This is a genomic window from Viridibacillus sp. FSL R5-0888 (assembly GCF_038009105.1).
Classification (GTDB): Bacteria; Bacillota; Bacilli; order Bacillales_A; family Planococcaceae; genus Viridibacillus; species Viridibacillus arenosi.
The window spans coordinates 4,324,131-4,344,136 of record NZ_JBBPAU010000001.1 but is presented as its reverse complement, the minus strand read 5'-3'; the positions used below and the strand labels follow the sequence as shown (position 1 = coordinate 4,344,136).

The 20,006-nt window shown below is 36.1% G+C and carries 20 protein-coding genes; 15 read left to right on the top strand and 5 right to left on the bottom strand.

The annotated features are described in order from the left end of the window. The first annotated feature begins 111 nt into the window (after window positions 1-111). From MKY02_RS21485 to MKY02_RS21475, 3 genes are all read left to right on the top strand, one after another. Window positions 112-717 carry a class I SAM-dependent methyltransferase gene (locus MKY02_RS21485; RefSeq protein WP_038178942.1) on the top strand — a complete coding sequence of 202 codons (606 nt, stop codon included), beginning with the start codon at window positions 112-114 and terminating at the stop codon, window positions 715-717. A 142-nt stretch (window positions 718-859) separates the two neighbouring features. Continuing rightward, window positions 860-1,615, top strand: coding sequence for an SDR family NAD(P)-dependent oxidoreductase (locus MKY02_RS21480; RefSeq protein ID WP_038178944.1), 756 nt, complete (start codon window positions 860-862; stop codon window positions 1,613-1,615). Between the two features lie 27 nt (window positions 1,616-1,642). Next, window positions 1,643-2,077, top strand: a complete 435-nt coding sequence (locus tag MKY02_RS21475; RefSeq protein ID WP_038178946.1) for a MarR family winged helix-turn-helix transcriptional regulator — start codon at window positions 1,643-1,645, stop codon at window positions 2,075-2,077. 26 nt (window positions 2,078-2,103) lie between these two features. Here MKY02_RS21475 and MKY02_RS21470 read toward each other — a convergent pair whose 3' ends face one another. After that, window positions 2,104-3,522 carry a cryptochrome/photolyase family protein gene (locus tag MKY02_RS21470; protein WP_038178948.1) on the bottom strand — a complete coding sequence of 473 codons (1,419 nt, stop codon included), beginning with the start codon at window positions 3,520-3,522 and terminating at the stop codon, window positions 2,104-2,106. A 51-nt stretch (window positions 3,523-3,573) separates the two neighbouring features. On the opposite strand from MKY02_RS21470, the gene MKY02_RS21465 reads away from it, so the two are divergent. Next, a complete protein-coding gene (locus MKY02_RS21465) occupies window positions 3,574-4,023 on the top strand; it encodes a hypothetical protein (RefSeq protein WP_143691306.1) in 450 nt (149 codons plus the stop codon). A 6-nt stretch (window positions 4,024-4,029) separates the two neighbouring features. Here the strand turns inward: MKY02_RS21465 and MKY02_RS21460 are convergent, their stop codons facing one another. Then, the gene (locus MKY02_RS21460) at window positions 4,030-4,650 is read right to left on the bottom strand and encodes a TetR/AcrR family transcriptional regulator (protein ID WP_038178950.1); all 621 of its coding nucleotides are present in this window, start codon (window positions 4,648-4,650) and stop codon (window positions 4,030-4,032) included. A gap of 118 nt (window positions 4,651-4,768) precedes the next feature. On the opposite strand from MKY02_RS21460, the gene MKY02_RS21455 reads away from it, so the two are divergent. The 7 genes from MKY02_RS21455 (at window position 4,769) to MKY02_RS21425 (ending at window position 12,608) form a co-directional block, all read left to right on the top strand. Continuing rightward, window positions 4,769-6,982: an MMPL family transporter gene (locus tag MKY02_RS21455; protein ID WP_340711668.1), complete on the top strand. Its 2,214-nt coding sequence runs from the start codon at window positions 4,769-4,771 to the stop codon at window positions 6,980-6,982. Between the two features lie 330 nt (window positions 6,983-7,312). Further along, on the top strand, window positions 7,313-8,521 hold the full coding sequence (locus MKY02_RS21450) for an ABC transporter substrate-binding protein (RefSeq protein WP_038178954.1): 1,209 nt from the start codon (window positions 7,313-7,315) through the stop codon (window positions 8,519-8,521). Window positions 8,522-8,607: 86 nt separating this feature from the next. Continuing rightward, window positions 8,608-9,483 (top strand): branched-chain amino acid ABC transporter permease, encoded by an 876-nt coding sequence (locus tag MKY02_RS21445; protein WP_038178956.1) that lies wholly within the window; start codon window positions 8,608-8,610, stop codon window positions 9,481-9,483. A 13-nt stretch (window positions 9,484-9,496) separates the two neighbouring features. Further along, on the top strand, window positions 9,497-10,447 hold the full coding sequence (locus MKY02_RS21440; RefSeq protein ID WP_038178958.1) for a branched-chain amino acid ABC transporter permease: 951 nt from the start codon (window positions 9,497-9,499) through the stop codon (window positions 10,445-10,447). After that, window positions 10,437-11,216, top strand: coding sequence for an ABC transporter ATP-binding protein (locus MKY02_RS21435; RefSeq protein ID WP_340711667.1), 780 nt, complete (start codon window positions 10,437-10,439; stop codon window positions 11,214-11,216). The genes MKY02_RS21440 and MKY02_RS21435 overlap by 11 nt, the downstream gene beginning before the upstream one ends. A gap of 1 nt (window position 11,217) precedes the next feature. Continuing rightward, window positions 11,218-11,925: an ABC transporter ATP-binding protein gene (locus MKY02_RS21430; RefSeq protein WP_340711666.1), complete on the top strand. Its 708-nt coding sequence runs from the start codon at window positions 11,218-11,220 to the stop codon at window positions 11,923-11,925. A 200-nt stretch (window positions 11,926-12,125) separates the two neighbouring features. Then, a complete protein-coding gene (locus MKY02_RS21425; protein ID WP_038178964.1) occupies window positions 12,126-12,608 on the top strand; it encodes a hypothetical protein in 483 nt (160 codons plus the stop codon). Window positions 12,609-12,753: 145 nt separating this feature from the next. Here MKY02_RS21425 and MKY02_RS21420 read toward each other — a convergent pair whose 3' ends face one another. Both MKY02_RS21420 and rluF read right to left on the bottom strand, forming a co-directional pair. Then, entirely contained in the window at window positions 12,754-13,473 is a 720-nt protein-coding gene (locus tag MKY02_RS21420) for a DUF6904 family protein (protein ID WP_038178965.1), read from the bottom strand. Window positions 13,474-13,510: 37 nt separating this feature from the next. Beyond that, the gene (gene rluF / locus MKY02_RS21415) at window positions 13,511-14,215 is read right to left on the bottom strand and encodes a 23S rRNA pseudouridine(2604) synthase RluF (protein WP_038178966.1); all 705 of its coding nucleotides are present in this window, start codon (window positions 14,213-14,215) and stop codon (window positions 13,511-13,513) included. A 214-nt stretch (window positions 14,216-14,429) separates the two neighbouring features. Here rluF and adh point away from each other — a divergent pair, with 214 nt between their 5' ends. Together adh and MKY02_RS21405 are read left to right on the top strand one after the other, a co-directional pair. Next, complete coding sequence (adh, locus tag MKY02_RS21410) at window positions 14,430-15,950, top strand: aldehyde dehydrogenase (RefSeq protein WP_340711665.1); 1,521 nt, start codon at window positions 14,430-14,432, stop codon at window positions 15,948-15,950. Window positions 15,951-15,968: 18 nt separating this feature from the next. Then, window positions 15,969-16,331 (top strand): DUF779 domain-containing protein, encoded by a 363-nt coding sequence (locus tag MKY02_RS21405; RefSeq protein ID WP_340711664.1) that lies wholly within the window; start codon window positions 15,969-15,971, stop codon window positions 16,329-16,331. Window positions 16,332-16,379: 48 nt separating this feature from the next. Here MKY02_RS21405 and MKY02_RS21400 read toward each other — a convergent pair whose 3' ends face one another. Then, window positions 16,380-17,204, bottom strand: coding sequence for an aminoglycoside N(3)-acetyltransferase (locus tag MKY02_RS21400; RefSeq protein ID WP_340711663.1), 825 nt, complete (start codon window positions 17,202-17,204; stop codon window positions 16,380-16,382). Window positions 17,205-17,296: 92 nt separating this feature from the next. On the opposite strand from MKY02_RS21400, the gene MKY02_RS21395 reads away from it, so the two are divergent. Together MKY02_RS21395 and MKY02_RS21390 are read left to right on the top strand one after the other, a co-directional pair. Then, the gene (locus MKY02_RS21395) at window positions 17,297-18,280 is read left to right on the top strand and encodes a DUF4003 family protein (protein ID WP_038178970.1); all 984 of its coding nucleotides are present in this window, start codon (window positions 17,297-17,299) and stop codon (window positions 18,278-18,280) included. Between the two features lie 75 nt (window positions 18,281-18,355). Further along, window positions 18,356-19,783, top strand: a complete 1,428-nt coding sequence (locus MKY02_RS21390) for an aldehyde dehydrogenase family protein (RefSeq protein WP_340711662.1) — start codon at window positions 18,356-18,358, stop codon at window positions 19,781-19,783. Window positions 19,784-20,006: the final 223 nt, after the last annotated feature.

Sequence of the window (20,006 nt, the reverse complement as noted above, 5' to 3'; positions counted from 1 at the left end):
CCCTTCCGTTAAATTATTATTAAATTGTGAGACCATTATAATTGAAAATTATTAGATAATCAAAAGTTTTAATTATAAAATATTTAATATTAAAGATTGGGTGAACAAAATATGAATGAAATACAATTTGATCAGCTTTTACATATTGAGACTGGAGGCAATCAGTATGGCTATCCAACATTGACGCATTACCACCGCTATGAGCCTACGCCATACGCCGCACTAGACCAACTTTTTGAGAAATATAGTCTTGAAAGTACGGATTGTGTGGTGGATATGGGGTGTGGTAAAGGACGTGTACCTTTTTATGTGCATCACCGCTTTCATACAAATGTTGTTGGGGTTGAAATGAATTCTACTTTTTATGAAAATGCTTTAACGAATAAAGTTCAATATATGAAGAAACACAGTGTGAAAAATAGTGCTATTGATTTTGAATGTGTGTTAGCACAAGATTATTTAATTCAGCCAAAAGATAATGTGTTTTTCTTTTTCAATCCATTCTCAGTTCAAATATTCCGTAAAGTAGTAAACAATATATTACGCTCTGTTGAATTGGAGCCTCGTCAAATTAGTCTTATTTTATATTATCCATCAATAGATTATGTGCAGTTTTTACAATATGAAACTAATTTTGAATTAGAGAATGAGATATTTCTTAAAGAAGTTTCCATTCGTAATATAAATGAGCGAATATTAGTGTTTAATTATATGTAAATGATATCCATAAAAAGTTGCTGTAAAGACTTATGTAGTATAACTTTTATGAATCAATAGGCTTTTTAAAGGGGGATTTTACATTTCACTAATAAATGTTTTAATGTTAAAATATAATCATGAATAAAAGGAGTTGTGATTAATGGGGAAGTTAGATGAAAAAGTGGTAATTATCACCGGTGGAGCTGGCGGTATCGGTGGCGGTATGGCAAAAGCAATGGTTAAAGAAGGCGCAATCGTTGCAATCGTTGATTTAAATGAAGAAGCTGGAGAAGCAATGGCAAAAGAATTACAAGAAATTTCTCCAAAATCAACATTTATCCAAGCTAACCTTATGGATCGTGATAATTTAGGCAATATCGTGAAGACAGTCGCTGATAAATATGGTAAAATTGATGTCTTAGTAAACAATGCTCATGCATCAAAACAAGTATCAATTGAGGAAACAACTCAAGCAGATCTTGATCTATCATTTGGTACAGGTTTCTACGCAACATTCTATTTAATGCAAGCCGCACTTCCATACTTGAAGGAAACAAAAGGAAATGTTATTAACTTTGCTTCAGGTGCTGGTTTAGCTGGACATGAAACGCAAGGTGTATATGCGGCAGCTAAAGAAGCAATTCGTGGTATTACACGTGTAGCTGCTAACGAATGGGGCCGTTTCGGTATCAACGTTAACATAATTGGACCGCTTGCAAATTCACAAGGTGTAGAAGCTTGGGCAAAAGCACAACCAGAATATTATGAAGCAGTTAAAAACAAAATTCCTTTGGGACGTTTTGGTGATGTTGAAAATGATATCGGTCGCGTAGCAGTATTCTTAGCTTCTGAGGATTCTCAATATATTACTGGTCAAACAATTATGGCTGACGGTGGATCAATAATGCTTAGATAAGTTTTTCTGCAATCAGGGGAGGACAAATTGAGAGACACGAATATTTTTAAACTTATACATGCAGTTGAATTAGTAAACAATGCTAATATCATTCGATTTTCACAAATGTTTCCACATAATATAGGCATATCACCTATATTAGCTCTGAGTGAGTTAAAGATAAACGGACCACAAAAGCAGACTGTTTTAGCAGATAAGCTCGGCTATACGCCAGGTGCTATGACGAATATTGCAACAAAGTTAGTAAAAAATGGCTTTGCAGAACGTCAATATAATGCTAATGACCGTCGTCATGTTTTATTAGCTATTACAGAAATGGGAAGTAAGGTGTTAATTGATGCCCAGTCAAAGGGACATGATTTAGCATTGGAACTTTTCAGCGTATTAAGTGAGGAAGAGGTCGATCAATATTTGGCCATCCAAAATAAATTGTTGAAAAATGTAGCAAAAGAAGAGTTATAATAAAAAGCTTAGTTCTCTCATGGGAACTAAGCTTTTTTTATGAGATTATAAGCTTGTAACGCACGTTTTCTTGCGAAATCATGTTCAACAATAGGGTAAGGATAGTCATTACCTAATTCTACTTGTGCTAATGCTAGTATTTCTTGTGAGGCTTCCCACGGTTTATGAATGAATTTTTTGGACAAATGCTTCAATTCGGGTATCCATTGACGAATGTAATCGCCATTTGGATCAAAACGTTGGCCTTGCGCGACTGGGTTAAAGATACGGAAATAGGGAGCTGAGTCAATGCCACAGCCAGTTGTCCATTGCCAGCCCATAGCATTATTGGCGACATCAAAATCGATTAGCTTTTGCGCGAACCATTTAGATCCCTCTGTCCAGGGAACTAGTAAATGTTTAACCAAGAATGAAGCAACTACCATTCGTACTCGATTATGCATATAGCCTGTAGCTTGCAATTCCCTCATACCAGCATCCACTAGTGGATAACCAGTTTGTCCTAGCTTCCATTTGTTGAAATCACTTGATGTACCTTCCCATGAAAAAGTGTTAAATGCTTCTCTCAATGGCTTTATTGGCATAGTAGGGAAGTGGATTAGCTGGTCATATGCAAAATCACGCCAAACCAGTTGTCTTAAAAACATTTCAGTAGATGGATCTTGTATTTCGTGAGATTGAATAGAATGCCAAATCGATTTCACACTAATATTCCCCCAAACTAAATAAGGGGATAACAGTGATGTAGCCTGTGTGCTAGGGAAATCTTTATAGCGTTCATATTTATTAAGTCCATATTCTAGAAACTCTGTCCAATGACTAATCGCTGCTTGTTCCCCAATTTTCCAATGTAGATCTAGCCTAGGTTCTATGCTGTTAGGTGATAATAATTGTAATTCATGTATTTCTAATGATTCAGGTAATGTTTCTAAAGTAGAAGTCATCTTTGGAATGGCATAAGGAGTGGGTACATGTTCTTGCATAGTTCTCTTCCAGTAAGAAGTGAATACTTTATATGGTTCATGGCTTTTATTTAAAATGGTGCATTGCTGATAGAGAAGATTACCTGGAAATGATTGTACTTCAATTTTAGACTTAGAAAGTTGTATTTCAATCTCAAATAAGGATTGCACCATGAAAGGTTCGTAACATCTATTATAAAAAACCGCATCAGCAGATGTTTCTTTTATAAGCTGCAATAACTCTTTTTGGATATTTCCTTTACGTATAATAAGAGGTATTCCTTTTGTTGCTAAATCTTGTTTCAGGGATATTAATGATTGATGAAGTGACCATTTTGCAGCAATACTATCAGTATATTCGAATTCTTGCTCAGAAGGCCAAATAAAAACAGGTATTATATATCCTTGTTGAGCAGCTTCAAAAAGTGCACCATGATCGTGGATTCTTAAATCTTTTCTGAACCAAACGATTATTTTTTTCATAGTAATACCTCCATTTATAGTCCAGTAAACATTTAGGGAAGGGTGATGGTAGTGAGAAAAAAGGATTTCGTTATAAAAAGTATTATTGCAGGTACTATCGCAGGTCTTTTCCTAGGATACCTCTTTAAATATGTTGAAGTCACTTACAATATACGAGTGTACACATTGTTGTTAAATGTTGATTTTATGCCCATCTTTGGAAATTATCACTATCCGGAAACTGTGGAATTTCTATTGCATCTACTTATTTCCATTGGGTTATCGATTGTTATGGTATACATAATTTACATTAAAAAATATATAAAAAGACATCAATTAATTGTAGTGATTTTAGTATCAATATTCATCGCCTTAGTGTATTTCCCAATGACGGTACTTTCTAATAGAACACCAGCCATTACCTCGGTTGAGGCATTAGTTGTGTGGATAGTGGGTCACCTTTTATTTGGTATAGTATTAGCAAGTCTTTATTTAATATTGTTCAAAAACAAAAAGATTTAGGCGTTTTTATTGAACACCTAAACCTCTAAGATAAAAATCAACAATTTGTTTTGTCGCTTCATCAATGGAAGAGAATATGGATTGGGATTGTGCATCTCGATAATTACCTACGTTTAATAAAGACATGAATGAATGTGTGGCGAATTTAGGGTCGAACTTTGGAATTTCACCTTTGTTCATAGCTTCTATTAATACATTTTCCACTGCTTCATACATTTGCTCTTCAGATTCTTTCATCATTTGTAGCTGTTGATCAGATAAATGCGTTTTGGCGTCTCGCATAAAGCTTCCCATATCCACATCAATTGTTGCTGATAGCTGAATTTTAACAAGCTGATATAATCTTGCTTTTAAAGGCGCATCTGTTGCTAAAATTTGCGAAATTCTTAAAGCGATTCGCTGCATCATATGCACCATAGCATCTGTAAATAACTCTGCTTTCGTAGAGTAATAATAATAAACAGTCGCTTTTGTAATATTACATTCTTTGGCGACATCATCCATGGAAACAATCTTATAGCCGTGTTGAATAAATAATTTTGTTGCTGTATCTAAAATAATCATTTTTGTTGGTTTTGTCGTTTGATTTTGACGAGGTCTCCCAAGGCTACGTGATTTCTGCCTCACTTGAACTCCTCCTACTTGGTTATTTTATATATATTATATCATATTAAGTGAAACCACTTGAAAAATTAACTAACCAGTATATATAATAAAAACAAATGTATTAGGAAGGTGGTAAAGCGTGAAAAAACATCCATTAGAAGCATGGGGTGAATTAGTTGGAGGAAAGAAGTCACGTTGGATTGCACTTATAACGTGGGTATTGCTCGTAACAGTTTTATCATTCATGTGGCCACAAGTAAACAGCATTGATAATGATTCAGCTGAAAATGTCCCAGCTGATGCAATGTCTCAACAAGCTGCTAAGTTAATCGATCAGGAGTTTTCCGATGACTCGGGTAATCCATTATTAGTTGTATGGCATAGAGGTGGGAAATTATCGAAAGATGATTATACAGCTATTCAAAATGTATATAAGAAATTAGCTGATAACCCATTAGAGCAACAAACAGTATTACCACCATTAGGGAATTTACCACCTCAAGCTTTAGCTGCAAGTGCATCTGAAAATGGTACAACAATTGTAACGCCTATTTTCTTTGATAAAGATGCTATTACAGATGACCTTGAAAAAAGCACAGATGAATTTAAAAAACTTGTAAAAGAAGAATTAGGGAAAGACCCGTTCACTGCAAAATTAAGTAGCGATGAATTACAGCTACGTCTATCAGGACCAGTTGGAATTCAAATAGATGCAGTTAGTTTGTTCTCTTCAGCAGATATTAAACTAATGATTGCCACAGTATTACTTGTTTTAGTTCTACTTATTTTGTTATACAGATCACCGCTACTAGCAATCATTCCACTTATTATCGTTGGATTTGCTTACGGGATTATTAGTCCTTCATTAGGTTTTTTTGCTGAGCAAGGATGGATTAGTAAGGATGCCCAGGCAGTATCAATTATGACTGTTCTACTCTTCGGGGCAGGAACCGATTATTGTTTATTTTTAATATCAAAATATCGTGAAATATTACTAGATGAAGAAGATAAGTACAAAGCGATGAAACTTGCTATTAGAGATTCAGGTGGCGCCATTGCTATGAGTGCTTTGACAGTTGTTATTGGTCTAGGAACGCTTGGACTCGCACATTATGGTTCTTTCCAAAGATTCGCAGTACCATTTAGTTTTGCAATATTAGTTATGGGAATTGCAGCGCTAACCTTATTACCCGCATTGCTAGTCTTATTTGGACGTATAGCATTTTATCCGTTTGTGCCACGTACAGTGGATATGGAAAAAGCTAGAGCTAAGAAAAAAAATAAACCTTATAAAGAACCGAAGCCACAGCATAAATTTAGCCGCAAAGTGGGTCATTTAGTAACACATAGGCCCTGGCTTGTTATTACGGCAACTGTAATTTTACTTGGAGGCTTAGCAGCTTTCGTGCCACGAGTACAATTTACTTTCGATATTCTTTCTTCATTCCCCGAAGAGATGGAATCAAGAGAAGGATTTAAGCTTATTTCAGACAACTTTTCTCCTGGAGAACTCGCTCCTGTGAAGATAATTGTTGATACAAAAGGTAAAGATGTAAATTTACAAAAAAATCTTGCTAAATTAGATTATATAGACGGCGTAAATGATGTACGTCAAGGCAGTAATAATAAAGATATTCAGTTGTATGAGTTAACACTTTCTGATAATCCATATTCCGCTGAATCATTAGAGCATATTCCTGATTTGAAGAAGGAAGTTAATTCGTTATTAAAAGAAGCTGATATAGAGAATGCCACAAATAGTTTTTGGATTGGTGGAGAAACTGCCACTCAATATGATACAAAAACGACGATTGCCCGAGATGAATCAGTTATTATGCCAACAATGATTGCTATCATAGCATTACTATTATTAGTGTATTTGCGCTCAATTACAGCAACTGTTTATCTATTAGGTACTGTTGTTCTTTCATTTTTAGGTGCATTGGGTGCAGGATGGCTAGTGTTACATTATGGTTTTGGAGCAGATGCAATACAGGGATCCATCCCACTGTATTCGTTCGTATTTTTAGTAGCATTAGGTGAAGATTATAATATTTTCATGGTGTCAGAGATATGGAAGAAACGACGGACTCAAAGCCATAAGGATGCAGTGGCTGACGGTGTTGTTCATACAAGTAGTGTCATTACATCCGCAGGGCTAATTTTAGCTGGAACATTTGCTGTATTGGCAACATTGCCAATTCAGGTACTTGTACAATTTGGTGTTGTGACTGCAATTGGTATTTTGTTAGATACTTTTATTGTTCGTCCATTATTAGTACCAGCATTAACAACTGTTTCTGGTCGCTTCGCATTTTGGCCAGGGAAATTATCGAAAAAAGAAAATAACTAATTTTAATAAAGAAACCTCGAGGGATATTATATTTCTCGAGGTTTCTTTATGAGTATAAAATGACATAAATATACTATTTGAAAAGGATAATAGTATATAAATAGTATAAAATAATAATATCAACATAATATATAAGAATATTTTAAATAAACTGAAAAATAATATAGACGGAATTGTAAGAATGTTTTAATATATTGAATGTACTTTGAAACCTGTAAAAAACTGATAATCCATTAAAAATTATTTTACTGTATTGCTTATAGTAACCTAATTGTTTATAATTATCAGAAATATCTAAAAATATAGTATTATACTTAAAGGGGGATTCATATGATATCAAAAAACAAACTTAAAAGATTTGCTTCAGTATTCCTAGCTTCTTCATTAATCATAGGTGTTTTAGCAGGTTGTGGTGAAAAAGATGGTGCAACTAGTGGAGGTAGCGGAGGTGGTAAAGACAGTGACGTTATTAAAATTGGTATGAACTTAGAGCTATCAGGTGGCGTAGCATCTTACGGTTCAGGTGTTGCAGCAGGGGCTGAATTAGCAATTGATGAGATTAATAAAGCAGGCGGTATTGATGGTAAACAAATTAAGACCGTTAAAATTGATAACAAATCAGATGCAGCTGAAGCAACATCAGCAGCGATTAAATTAGCAACTCAAGAAAAGGTAGTAGCACAAATTGGTTCCGCAACATCAGGTAATACAGTAGCGGCTGTACAAATTGCAGAGAAAAACAAAATGCCAATCATTGGACCATCTGCTACATCTACAACTGTTACAGTAAACGAGGATGGCTCTGTCAATGATTATGCATTCCGTACTTGTTTCATTGATCCCTTCCAAGGGCAAATTGCGGCAAATTATGCAACAAAAGATTTAAAGCTTAAGAACGTAGCAATTTATGCTGATAGCTCTAGTGATTATGCAAAGGGCTTAGCTAAATCATTTAAAGAAACAGTTGAAGCTAATGGCGGTAAAGTAGTAGCTGAAGAAGCGTATATAGCTAAAGATACAGATTTCAAATCTATATTAACGCGTTTAAAATCAAAGAAACCAGAATTCATTTATATCCCTGGTTACTATGAAGAGGTTGGCTTAATTGTGAAACAAGCTCGTGAAGCAGGTATTGATGTACCTCTTATGGGTGGAGACGGTTGGGATTCACCAAAAATGGTTGAATTAGCTGGTAAAGATGCATTAAACAACACATTCTTTACAAACCATTATTCTTCTGAAGATCCAGATGAAAAGATTCAAAAGTTCGTATCAGCATTTAAAGATGCAAATAAAGATAAAGCACCAGATGCATTTAACGCTCTTGGTTATGACACAGTTTATTGGTTAAAAGATGCAATTGAACGTGCAGGATCAACAGATGGTGAAGCAGTTCAAAAAGAGTTAGCGGCAACAAAAGATTTGCCATTAGTAACGGGTACATTCTCAGTTGATGAAAATCATCATCCAGTGAAAACAGCAACAGTTCTTGAATTTAAAGACGGTAAACAAGTGTTCAACTCTAAAGTTAATCCTTAATGATTTTCTAACCGAAAGGGGAGGCACAGACCTCCCTTTTCGCGTTTTAAATTGCCCGATGCGGGTTTAAAAGGAGTGAGATTTTAATGGAATGGGTGCAACAACTAGTAAATGGTATTTCACTCGGTAGTATTTATGCATTAATCGCATTAGGTTATACGATGGTTTACGGTATTATCAAGCTAATTAACTTTGCGCACGGTGATGTATTCATGATCGGTGCATTTATCGGGTTTTATGCAATATCAGGATGGGGTTTAGGTTTTTTCCCGGCGTTGCTTTTAGCGATGGTAGTGTGTGCGATTTTTGGAGTACTCATTGAGCGGATTGCATATAAAAGACTTCGTAATGCTACGAGAATAGCGGCATTAATCACAGCAATCGGTGTGTCATTGTTAATCGAATACAGTGTAATTTATTTCCGCGGAGCTCAACCAGAAGCGTATCCAGATGTCTTATCAAAAAGTACATTCAATTTTTTGGGAGCTCAAATTAGTGCTCAGTCAATTATGATTTTGTCAGTCTCATTAAGTTTAATGATCATACTACAATTTATTGTACATAAAACGAAAATTGGCAAGGCGATGCGTGCAGTATCACATGATGTAGAGGCAGCCCGATTAATGGGTATCAATGTGGATAATACAATTTCTGCTACCTTTGCTATTGGCTCAGCATTAGCTGGAGCCGCAGGTGTAATTTTCGGTGTATATTATACAAAAATTGACCCATTAATGGGGGTTATTCCAGGAGTTAAAGCTTTCGTAGCTGCAGTGCTTGGTGGAATTGGTATTATCCCTGGTGCAATGGCCGGTGGTATGGTACTAGGAGTTGTAGAGTCAATTGTTAGTGCTCTTGGTTTCTCTTTATGGCGGGATGCTGCGGCATTTGTAATCTTAATTTTAATTCTAATCTTTAGACCGTCGGGTATCTTTGGTAAAAACACCCGTGAGAAAGTGTAGGTGAGTGGTACTTATGAAAAAGTCTAAAGTATTTTGGCTATATACAATTATTGCTCTTGTCGTTTACGCGATTGTTCAATTCATGATTACTAGCGAACAACTGGATATGTATTACTCAAATTTATTAATTACGATTGCCATCAATATCACTTTGGCTGTAAGTTTACATCTTGTCATTGGGATTACGGGACAATTCTCGATTGGTCATGCAGGATTCTTAGCGGTAGGTGCTTACATTTCAGCGATTTGTACGATGAATTTAGGGCTACCATTCCCAGTTGCACTATTTATTGGTGCAGTTGTAGCGGCACTTGCAGGATTAATTGTAGGTATTCCATCTTTACGCTTAAAAGGTGATTATTTAGCAATTGCGACTCTCGGTTTTGCCGAAATTATCCGAATTATTTTCTTAAACACGGATTATGTTGGTGGCGCAGCAGGTATGCAGATTACACAAATGACTACATGGACTTATGCATTCTTTGGTGTTTTTATTACAGTCATTATTATTGCGAACTTTACAAAATCTAGGCATGGCCGAGCTTGTATAGCTGTTCGTGAAGATGAGATTGCAGCAGATGCTATGGGGATTAACACAACCTATTATAAAGTTGTTGCCTTTGCGTTAGGTTCATTCTTTGCGGGCCTTGCAGGTGGTTTGTTCTCACATAACTTCTATATCATTCAACCTTCGCAATTCGGCTTTTTAAAATCTTTTGATATTTTGATTTACGTTGTATTAGGTGGTTTAGGGAGTATGTCAGGTGCAATTATTGCAGCGATACTTTTGACAGTTGTCTCAATGTATCTAACGGAATTCCCAGAAACGCGTATGATTATTTATAGTTTAGTATTAATTATCGTAATGCTTTATCGTCCATCAGGTTTGATGGGGACAAAAGAAATAACAGACTATTTTAGATTCGGGAAGCGTTCTAAAGGAGGTAATATAGATGACCAATAACCTTCTTCTAAAAGTAGAAAATGTCGGCATTCAATTCGGTGGATTAAAGGCCGTGCAAGGTTTGAATCTAGAGCTATTTCAAGGCGAATTAATCGGTTTAATTGGTCCTAATGGTGCCGGTAAAACCACGAGCTTCAATATGCTAACGGGTGTTTATAAACCTACTGAAGGTGACATATTATTTGATGGCAAGCGAACAAATAATATGTCACCGCACCAAGTAACAAAAAGTGGTGTCAGTCGTACATTCCAAAACATCCGTCTATTTAAAGAATTATCTGTATTAGATAATGTTAAAGTAGCAAATCATTCGTTAGCAAAGCACTCCATATTCAGTTCAGTATTTCGTTTGCCTAGCTTTTTTTCTGGAGAAGCCAAAATGGAAGAGATATCGATTGAATTCTTGAAAATATTTGGTCTAGATAAATACAAAGACGAATTAGCAAAAAACTTACCGTATGGAATGCAGCGTCGACTTGAAATTGCACGTGCACTAGCTGCAGGTCCAAAACTACTGCTTCTTGATGAACCTGCAGCAGGTATGAATCCACAAGAAACAAAAGACTTGATGGAGTTAATTGCATTAATTCGAAAGAGATTCGATTTAACTATCTTATTAATTGAGCATGATATGGGATTGGTAATGGGCATTTGCGAACGAATTTATGTATTGGATCATGGTCAATTAATCGCGGATGGTATTCCCGAAGAAATTCGCAACAATCCAAAGGTTATTGAAGCTTACCTTGGTGAGGAGGTTACAGAATAATATGCTTAAAGTAAATGACATCAATGTATATTATGGCAATATTCAAGCAATAAAAGGCGTCTCCTTGGAGGTAAATGAAGGTGAAATCGTAACATTAATCGGTGCAAATGGCGCGGGTAAAAGTACGCTATTAAAAACATTATCAGGATTGTTAAAACCTAAGCAGGGAACAATTGAGTATTTAGGTTCTTCTATTGCAGGGAAGCAAGCACAGTCTATTGTTAAAGCAGGTATTTCACATGTTCCTGAGGGACGTCGTGTATTTGCAAATATGACAGTTGAGGAAAACCTGGAGTTAGGTGCCTATTTACGTAAAGATAAAGGAGGCATAGCAAAGGATTTACAACGGGTTTTTGAGCTATTCCCTCGTTTGCTAGAACGTCGTAAACAACAGTCAGGTACTTTATCTGGCGGTGAGCAACAAATGCTCGCAATGGGTCGTGCAATTATGGCAAAACCAAAGTTATTATTGCTTGATGAGCCATCTATGGGGCTTGCGCCTCTTATGGTAAAAACGATTTTTAGTATTGTAAAGGAAATAAATAAAGAAGGCACTACAATACTACTTGTGGAACAAAATGCACATATGGCATTATCTGTTGCTGACCGAGCTTATGTTATTGAGACTGGGCGAGTAGTGTTATCCGGAACAGCAAAAGAACTGAAGGAAACTGAGCAAGTTAAAGCCGCATATCTAGGTGGGTTGTAAAAAATATGTCTCAACTTTAATTTATAAAAAAATAGAAACACCTTCGGAACCAGTATGTAAACAATACGTACAACTAATCGAAGGTGTTTTTATGTAATGTAAAAATATAAAATTTATAGGGTCTTATTGCAGGTCTATACGTTAGCAAAATCTATAAACCATAATGTGATAAATAGCTATTAAGTCTGGAGTGAATACTAATGATTAAGATAACCATATTGGATAATGACGACTCATTTATAGATATCCATGATGGAGAAGTGCACTGGTCGAATCTATTTGAATTTAATGCTATTCTCACGTTTGCTTATGGTGATAATGGTAAGTGTGAATTCGAAACAATGCACCATTTTATGTTAATAGAAAGTATGTGCGAAGGAATCCTAAATTTATTATTACAACAGAAGCAATCCAGCTATTCTGATTTCGGGAAGACTTGTGATAATAAGTTAGCTTTTAAAATCAACAATCATGATGTAAATATTACTGTTCATCCCTTAAAGGGTGAAAATACTTTAGCTAAAACAACTCCAAAAGTTTTAGCACTAGATTTTTTAAGAGTGTTAAAAAATCTAAAAAAATTATATTTATCCTATAGAATGGATGATTTGTGTGATGAGGAGTTGAAAGCACTTGATGATTATTTCTATTCCATCTCAAAAGCGTTGAATAAAATAAGCTAATGAATAAGGCTACTATTGAATTTAGTAGCCTTACGTACTTCCTAAACAAGCTAAGTGCCCAGCGCTTTGATTGTTGGGGACTGGAAAATGAATCATTACAATAGTACATTTCTGTCTGTGCAATTTGCGCCTTCCATACGTTAAATTACCATTTAATTTCTTTAGGGTATTTTAAGGGTAGCTTCATTTTATGAATGGGGATTTTGGTAATCCTGGATGTTTCTAGTAATTGTTTTTTTAATGCGAGGTATTCAGTGTCTTCAAATGCAATTTTATAAGCAAAAGTTAATAAATTTGATTGCCTTTCTTCTGGCGTCATCTCAATGAACTTCAGGTTTAAGAGATCTATATATTGAACAGCATATTCTGCTATAGATGTTTGATGGACTTGAAGCATATTAATGAAAAGCTTGAAATCACTGGGGTTCATTGAATCCTTCAGACAGTCGATTACATTGGCTTGGAATTTCCGAACTGTAGCCATATGTAGATTCCACTCATGACAATTGTTATGTTCTTGCTGTAATCGGAATAATTCATTTAGAACGATTGTTGTGAAAAGTAATTCTGGCCACAATACTTCAACGGATAGATATACATTTTGTTCAGGAACAATGACATTCTGTGACTTTATAATGTCTTTTTGCATACCATTTTTAACGAAATCGATATTATGCTTACCTTGAGCAGCAAGCCTTATATCGTAGCAGACACCTAAAATCCTAATGCAAACGCCTTCATAGGAGGATTGTAGATCATCAAGAGTCGTGATGTGGTGCAGTGCATGGACAAGCTCTTCGAAGTCCCAAAAGTCGCCACTAATGCAGGCACCAGTCAAATTTTCTGTACTCTTGATTGAAATCATTGTCTAGCCCTCCCACATATCTATCATTTCCATTAAATTAATTTTTAGGTTTATAATTCAGTAAACTAAATAACTTTGAGCTTTCTTTATCAGTTAGGTCACGCCATTCACCGACACGTAGGCCATCGAGTTCAATATTCATAATACGGATGCGCTGTAAGCTTGTTACGGCATAGCCTAAAGATGAACACATTCTACGGATTTGGCGGTTTAAACCTTGCGTTAAAATGATTTTAAAAGTGTTACTAGATAATTTTTCAACTTTACAAGGTAACGTAGTAGTATCTAAAATATCTACGCCTTCAGCCATTCTTTTTAAGAAGTGAGTAGTGATAGGTTGATCCACTTTAACAATATATTCTTTTTCATGTTTGTTTTCAGAACGTAATATCTCATTTACAATATCGCCATCATTTGTTAATAATATAAGTCCTTCTGAATCTTTATCTAAGCGACCTATATGGAAAATTCGTAGTGGGTGGTTAACGAAGTCTACGATATTACCTTTAATATGTTTTTCTGTTGTACTTGTTATACCAACTGGTTTGTTTAATTTAATGTAGACAAATTGATTTTGTTTTCCGACTGGTTTACCGTCTACACACACTTTATCTCCGTCTTCTACTTGGCTTCCTAAAGTTGCTGGTTCACCATTAATCGTTACTTTACCATCTGCTATCCATTTGTCAGCTCCGCGTCTTGAAACTATTCCTGCTTCGCTTAAATACTTATTTATACGCATAATCTTCCACCTTTTTTTGAGTAATATAATTATACATGATAGCATAAATTCTTTTCAGAAAAATTGAGCTCTTTAAGTTGTAATTTATTCTAAAATAAGGGAATATAGTAATTGTAGACAACCACTTGAATAATAGATTATATATTTAATAAATGTAAATGTAAGCGTATTCTATGTGGGCGGTTTTAAATTATTGCAAAAGGGGAGATAAATAATGATTTATGCTAATCCTAATACTGAAGGTGCTTTAGTCAACTTTAAAGGGCAATATGAAAACTTTATTGGAGGCGAATGGGTAGCACCAGTTAATGGTCAATATTTTGAAAACGTATCACCAGTAACAGGGCAAGTGTTTACAAAAGTAGCACGCTCAACTGCTGAAGATATTGAACTTGCATTAGACGCAGCACATGCAGCAAAAGATAGTTGGGGGACTACTTCTGTTACTGAACGTGCGCGTATCTTAAATAAAATCGCTGATCGCATAGAAGAAAACCTCGAACTTTTAGCTGTAGCTGAGAGTTGGGATAATGGTAAGGCAGTACGTGAAACGTTAAATGCTGATTTACCATTGGCGATTGATCACTTCAGATATTTCGCTGGTGCTATCCGAGCTCAAGAAGGTTCAATTAGTCAAATTGATAATGATACTGTAGCATATCATTTCCATGAGCCAATCGGTGTTGTTGGACAAATTATCCCTTGGAATTTCCCTATACTAATGGGTGTTTGGAAAATGGCTCCAGCATTAGCGGCAGGAAACTGTATCGTTTTAAAACCAGCTGAGCAAACACCAACATCAATCCTTGTATTATTAGAGTTAATCCAAGATCTATTACCAGCAGGCGTATTAAACGTTGTTAATGGATTTGGTCTAGAAGCAGGTAAACCACTTGCTACAAGTACAAGAATTGGTAAAATTGCTTTTACTGGTGAAACAACGACTGGTCGTTTAATCATGCAATATGCAACTCAAAATTTAATTCCTGTAACTCTTGAGCTTGGTGGTAAATCACCAAATATCTTCTTTGAAGATGTAATGGATCAAGATGATGCATTTTTAGATAAAGCGGTTGAAGGTTTTGTTATGTTTGCCCTAAACCAAGGTGAAGTATGTACATGTCCTTCACGTGCTTTAATCCAAGAATCTATTTATGATAGATTCATAGAAAAAGCATTAAAACGCGTTGCTGAGATTAAGATTGGTAATCCTCTTGATACCGATGTCATGATGGGTGCTCAAGCTTCTCAAGAACAACTTGAGAAAATCCTTTCATACATTGATATTGGTAAACAAGAAGGTGCAGAGTGCTTAGTCGGTGGCGGACAAAACGAACTTGATGGTGAACTTGCAACTGGTTATTACGTGAAACCAACTGTCTTCAAAGGAAATAACAAAATGCGCATTTTCCAAGAAGAAATTTTTGGACCTGTGCTTTCAGTGACAACTTTCAAAGACAAAGCAGAGGCGCTTGAAATTGCAAATGATACTCTATACGGATTAGGTGCAGGTGTTTGGTCCCGTGATATGAATACAGCTTACCGCATGGGTCGTGAAATCCAAGCAGGTCGTGTTTGGACAAACACATATCACCAATACCCAGCACATGCTGCATTTGGTGGTTATAAGTTATCTGGTATTGGCCGCGAAAATCACAAAATGATGCTAGATCATTACCAACAAACTAAAAACTTACTAGTAAGTTACGCTGAAGGCGCACAAGGGTTCTTCTAAGAAAGGTGTGTTCAGAGCATGGTAGTACGTGTTATTGCAACAGATGAGGCGTTAGCGTTAATCGACTTGCTTAAAAGTAAACATGGACCTATCATGTTCCACCAATCAGGTGGATGTTGTGATGGTTCTTCACCGATGTGTTATGCAGAAGGGGATTTAATCCTAGGGGATGTCGATGTACTTCTTGGTTCAATAGGAGAAGTTCCTTTCTATATGCACGAAAGCCAATATGATTATTGGAAGCATACTCAGCTTATTATTGATGTTGTGAATGGGCGTGGAGGCATGTTTTCCCTTGAAGGTGTTGAAGGTAAACGTTTTTTAACACGTTCGCGTGCGTTTACTGAAGAAGAATATATAGAAGTGAAAAAGCTTTTATAAAAGAAAAGGGTCTCTAGCATTAAGTAGCTAGAGACCCTTTTGCGTTCCTTATTCTTCAAGAGTTTTTGTATGATCATTTAGCCAGATTGTACCGTATTCGATAAGTGGTTTCATTGCAATAACTTTAGTGATGGCTTGCCCTAACGTCCCATAATGTACATGTTCAGAATGCGCCTGTTCAAATGAGTTACCAATCTCAAGGAAGCGGTCTGAATCTACATTTAGCATATCAAAGGTGACCCATTGGCGCTTACCCTCGATTAACATAGCTGCCCCTTGAGGAGATGTATTTTGTACATTTGCAAGGTACTCTGATAAATGAAGTGCTGTACAAGAATCATAATCAACACCAATTAATAATACCTTCATATCGTGTTGAAGCATTTTACCAAGAGGTGATTCAAGTCCAAATGAGCTTTCAATTGGATGCGAACTCATCCATTCTTTTGCATTTAATCCCCATGCCATAAAGGAATGTGCTGGATGCATGCTACGAACCGTTGAGGGGTGTCTTAGAAAGCATTCTGCTATTTTCCCCATACCACGCAAGGAAGATAAATGCGGATCATAAGCTGGGATTGAATCACGAATTGCTTGATGCCAAGGCTCTGGTGCAGGTGGTAGGGCCCAATATGATGGTTCAGAATTGGTAGCAGATTGGGAAGGCATAACGATTGTACCTTTATCAGTTATGATCGCCATTAAAGCCTCAATTACGGCCTGTTCAGCACCTGCAATCCACCCCATTTTGCTAAGGGAAGAGTGAACAATTATAGAATCACCCGCACCTATGCCAAGTTCTTGGAGTTGTACTTTTAATGTGTCTTTTGATTGAAAGATTTTCGTTTCTTGTATGATATCAAATTCTGTCATGCTACTCACCTCATTCGTAAATTATTTACATTATAACAAAATGAAACCAGCCATTAACTAATACGTATAATTTAAAAAAGGAGATGGATAATATGGAAATGGTGCAAGTGAAGCGGGATATACAAGATACATATGGAAAATTGAAAAATGCAGTGAGCTGGGGTGTAGATAAACGCTTTTTAATCTCTATAGCTAGCTATTATGTTATAACTGGGCGTACTTTTGATGCAAAACGATTTATAGAGATATCAGATGAAATTAAAGCACAGACAAAATTATTATCACCTCTAAGATCCCATATTCATCATAGTATGGTTGCTTTCTTAGATAGCACAGATGAGATGCCAGGTACAGCAGTTGGGCAATTAATAGCACGTGAAGAAATCCTGAAGCAAGTAGGATTTAAGCGGTCCATGTATTCTTATTTAGCAGCGCTTTTTATCAATGGTGATGTTATATCAGAAGATGAACAAGGGGTGAGGGGAAAAGAGCTTTATGATGCAATTCGGAAGCATCATCCGTTTCTTACATCACATGAAGATATTCCATTTGCTGTGCTGCTAAGTAAACAAGAAGGGGATATACAAGAGCGCGCTACAACAATGAATGATTATTTTAAAGATTTAAAGGGTAATCATTTTTATAGTAGTGATGAACTACAATGGACTTCGCAAATTATGACCATTACAAATGCTAGTTATAACCGGCAACTTGTAGAAAATGTATTGTATGTACGTGATTATTTTAAAAAAGCGGGTATTAAAGTAAAGAGAACGCATTATATGGTAATCGGTTTGTTGGGGGCTATCTGTGCAAAAGATGAACTATTGCAGCAAATTGTTGATGTCTATTATGACCTTGAACAGATGAATCTCTTTAAATGGGGTTATAAAGAGATGATTTTACCTATTGCGGTTCAGCTTGAAACAAAACAATTAATTGAAACACAAACTGGAACGACAATGACAGTACTCACATCCATAGAATCTATTTTACAGGCCCAGCAGGCTGCAATGATTTCAACTGCTGTAATTGTCAGTGCATCTACTGCAGCAAATAGCAATGGTGGTAATTAAACGCCCACCTGCATTGGTTCAAAAAAATAGTGATAATATGGAAGGAGTAGTGATCTACATATAGGAGGACTTAAAATGGAAGAAACGAAACTTTGGATAGATGGTAAATGGCAAGAGGTATTAGAAAGCTATGAACTACAATCTCCTTATAGTGGTGAAGTGATTGCTAAAGTAGCAAAGGCAACACCAGCAGATGTGAAACAAGCTATTGAAGGAGCGCATAATGCTTTTCAATCTTATAAAAAAACAACGGCATATGAACGAGCAGAAATTTTATATCGTGTGGTTGAAATTATGCGTAGACGTCGTGAGGAATTAGCAGAAATTTTGACGTTAGAGGCAGGAAAACCAATTACAGCTAGCTTAGGTGAGTTGGATCGTACTATTGCTACGTATCAATTTGCAGCAGAGGAAGCAAAACAATTACATGGTGTAACAGTACCGATGGATGCAGCACCAGGGGTAATGAATCGAATCGGTTGGACGAAGCGCGTACCCCTTGGTGTGGTTTCTGCTATTACACCATTTAACTTTCCATTTAATTTGGTAGCACACAAATTAGGACCAGCTCTTGCTGTAGGAAATACGGTTGTCCTAAAGCCAGCAACGCAAACGCCGTTAAGCAGTATTGTGATGGCAGAAATTTTTAAAGAAGCGGGTTTACCAGATGGTGTGCTTCAAATTGTCACGGGTAGCGGCAGTGAGCTTAGTGAGGAGCTGGTTACAAATTCAGCGGTGAAAAAAGTAACATTTACTGGAAGTGGAGCTGTCGGGTTGAAAATCAAAGAACAGGTTGGCTTACGTAAAATCACACTTGAACTTGGTTCAAATGCAGGGTTAATTATAGAGCCAAGTGCACAGATTGAAAAAATTGTAGGACGCTGTGTGAATGGGGCATTCGGTTTTGCAGGTCAAGTTTGTATTTCATTACAACGCATTTTTGTTCATGAATCGATTTACGATGAATTTACAAAAGCGTTCGTGGCAGAAACAGAAAAGTTAAAAGTAGGTGATCCGTTTGATAAATCGACGGATGTCAGCGCAATGATTAATCCGAAAGAAGTAACAAGAATTACAGAGTGGATTGAAGAAGCAAAAGCTCAAGGGGCAATTGTTGCAACTGGCGGAACATTCACTGAACGTACGTTGACACCGACCGTCATGACGAATGTCGAAACAGATATGAAAGTAGTTTGTCAAGAAGTATTTGCACCTATTGTGTCGATTGTTCCATATGAAACATTCGACAAAGCTATTGAGTTATTAAACGCATCTGACCTTGGTTTGAATGCAGGTATTTTCACAAATAAGCTAGACGATGCTATGCGTGCAGTCGATGAAATAGAAGCAGGATCTGTAATTATTAATGATATTCCCACATTCCGTACAGATAATATGCCATATGGTGGCGTGAAAATGAGTGGTTATGGTCGTGAAGGAGTTAAATTTGCAGTTGAAGGTATGACAGAATTGAAATTTATTACAGTAAACAATGGTCTTTAAAATAACTTAATGATTCCTTGTAGAATACGAATGACTCAATCTGGAGAAGCTATAAAATGAAATCTATAATTGTTAGCAGCATTAGTTTACTAAGAAGGTTTTCCTTAGGGAATTTTAAGTTAGTAAACGGTCATTAATGATTTTAGATATTATTTTAATCTGAATTGTAGAAAAACAAACGCATTAACTTTAAAATAACATTAGCGTGAGAAAACAAAATGAT

Excerpts from the sequence above, each read along its gene's own strand:
- MKY02_RS21485 (WP_038178942.1), top strand. The coding sequence starts at position 112 with ATGAATGAAATACAATTTGATCAGCTTTTACATATTGAGACTGGAGGC.
- MKY02_RS21480 (WP_038178944.1), top strand. The coding sequence starts at position 860 with ATGGGGAAGTTAGATGAAAAAGTGGTAATTATCACCGGTGGAGCTGGC.
- MKY02_RS21470 (WP_038178948.1), bottom strand. The coding sequence starts at position 3,522 with ATGAAAAAAATAATCGTTTGGTTCAGAAAAGATTTAAGAATCCACGAT.
- MKY02_RS21450 (WP_038178954.1), top strand. The coding sequence starts at position 7,313 with ATGATATCAAAAAACAAACTTAAAAGATTTGCTTCAGTATTCCTAGCT.
- MKY02_RS21445 (WP_038178956.1), top strand. The coding sequence starts at position 8,608 with ATGGAATGGGTGCAACAACTAGTAAATGGTATTTCACTCGGTAGTATT.
- MKY02_RS21440 (WP_038178958.1), top strand. The coding sequence starts at position 9,497 with ATGAAAAAGTCTAAAGTATTTTGGCTATATACAATTATTGCTCTTGTC.
- MKY02_RS21435 (WP_340711667.1), top strand. The coding sequence starts at position 10,437 with ATGACCAATAACCTTCTTCTAAAAGTAGAAAATGTCGGCATTCAATTC.
- MKY02_RS21430 (WP_340711666.1), top strand. The coding sequence starts at position 11,218 with ATGCTTAAAGTAAATGACATCAATGTATATTATGGCAATATTCAAGCA.
- MKY02_RS21425 (WP_038178964.1), top strand. The coding sequence starts at position 12,126 with ATGATTAAGATAACCATATTGGATAATGACGACTCATTTATAGATATC.
- MKY02_RS21420 (WP_038178965.1), bottom strand. The coding sequence starts at position 13,473 with ATGATTTCAATCAAGAGTACAGAAAATTTGACTGGTGCCTGCATTAGT.
- rluF (WP_038178966.1), bottom strand. The coding sequence starts at position 14,215 with ATGCGTATAAATAAGTATTTAAGCGAAGCAGGAATAGTTTCAAGACGC.
- adh (WP_340711665.1), top strand. The coding sequence starts at position 14,430 with ATGATTTATGCTAATCCTAATACTGAAGGTGCTTTAGTCAACTTTAAA.
- MKY02_RS21405 (WP_340711664.1), top strand. The coding sequence starts at position 15,969 with ATGGTAGTACGTGTTATTGCAACAGATGAGGCGTTAGCGTTAATCGAC.
- MKY02_RS21400 (WP_340711663.1), bottom strand. The coding sequence starts at position 17,204 with ATGACAGAATTTGATATCATACAAGAAACGAAAATCTTTCAATCAAAA.
- MKY02_RS21395 (WP_038178970.1), top strand. The coding sequence starts at position 17,297 with ATGGAAATGGTGCAAGTGAAGCGGGATATACAAGATACATATGGAAAA.
- MKY02_RS21390 (WP_340711662.1), top strand. The coding sequence starts at position 18,356 with ATGGAAGAAACGAAACTTTGGATAGATGGTAAATGGCAAGAGGTATTA.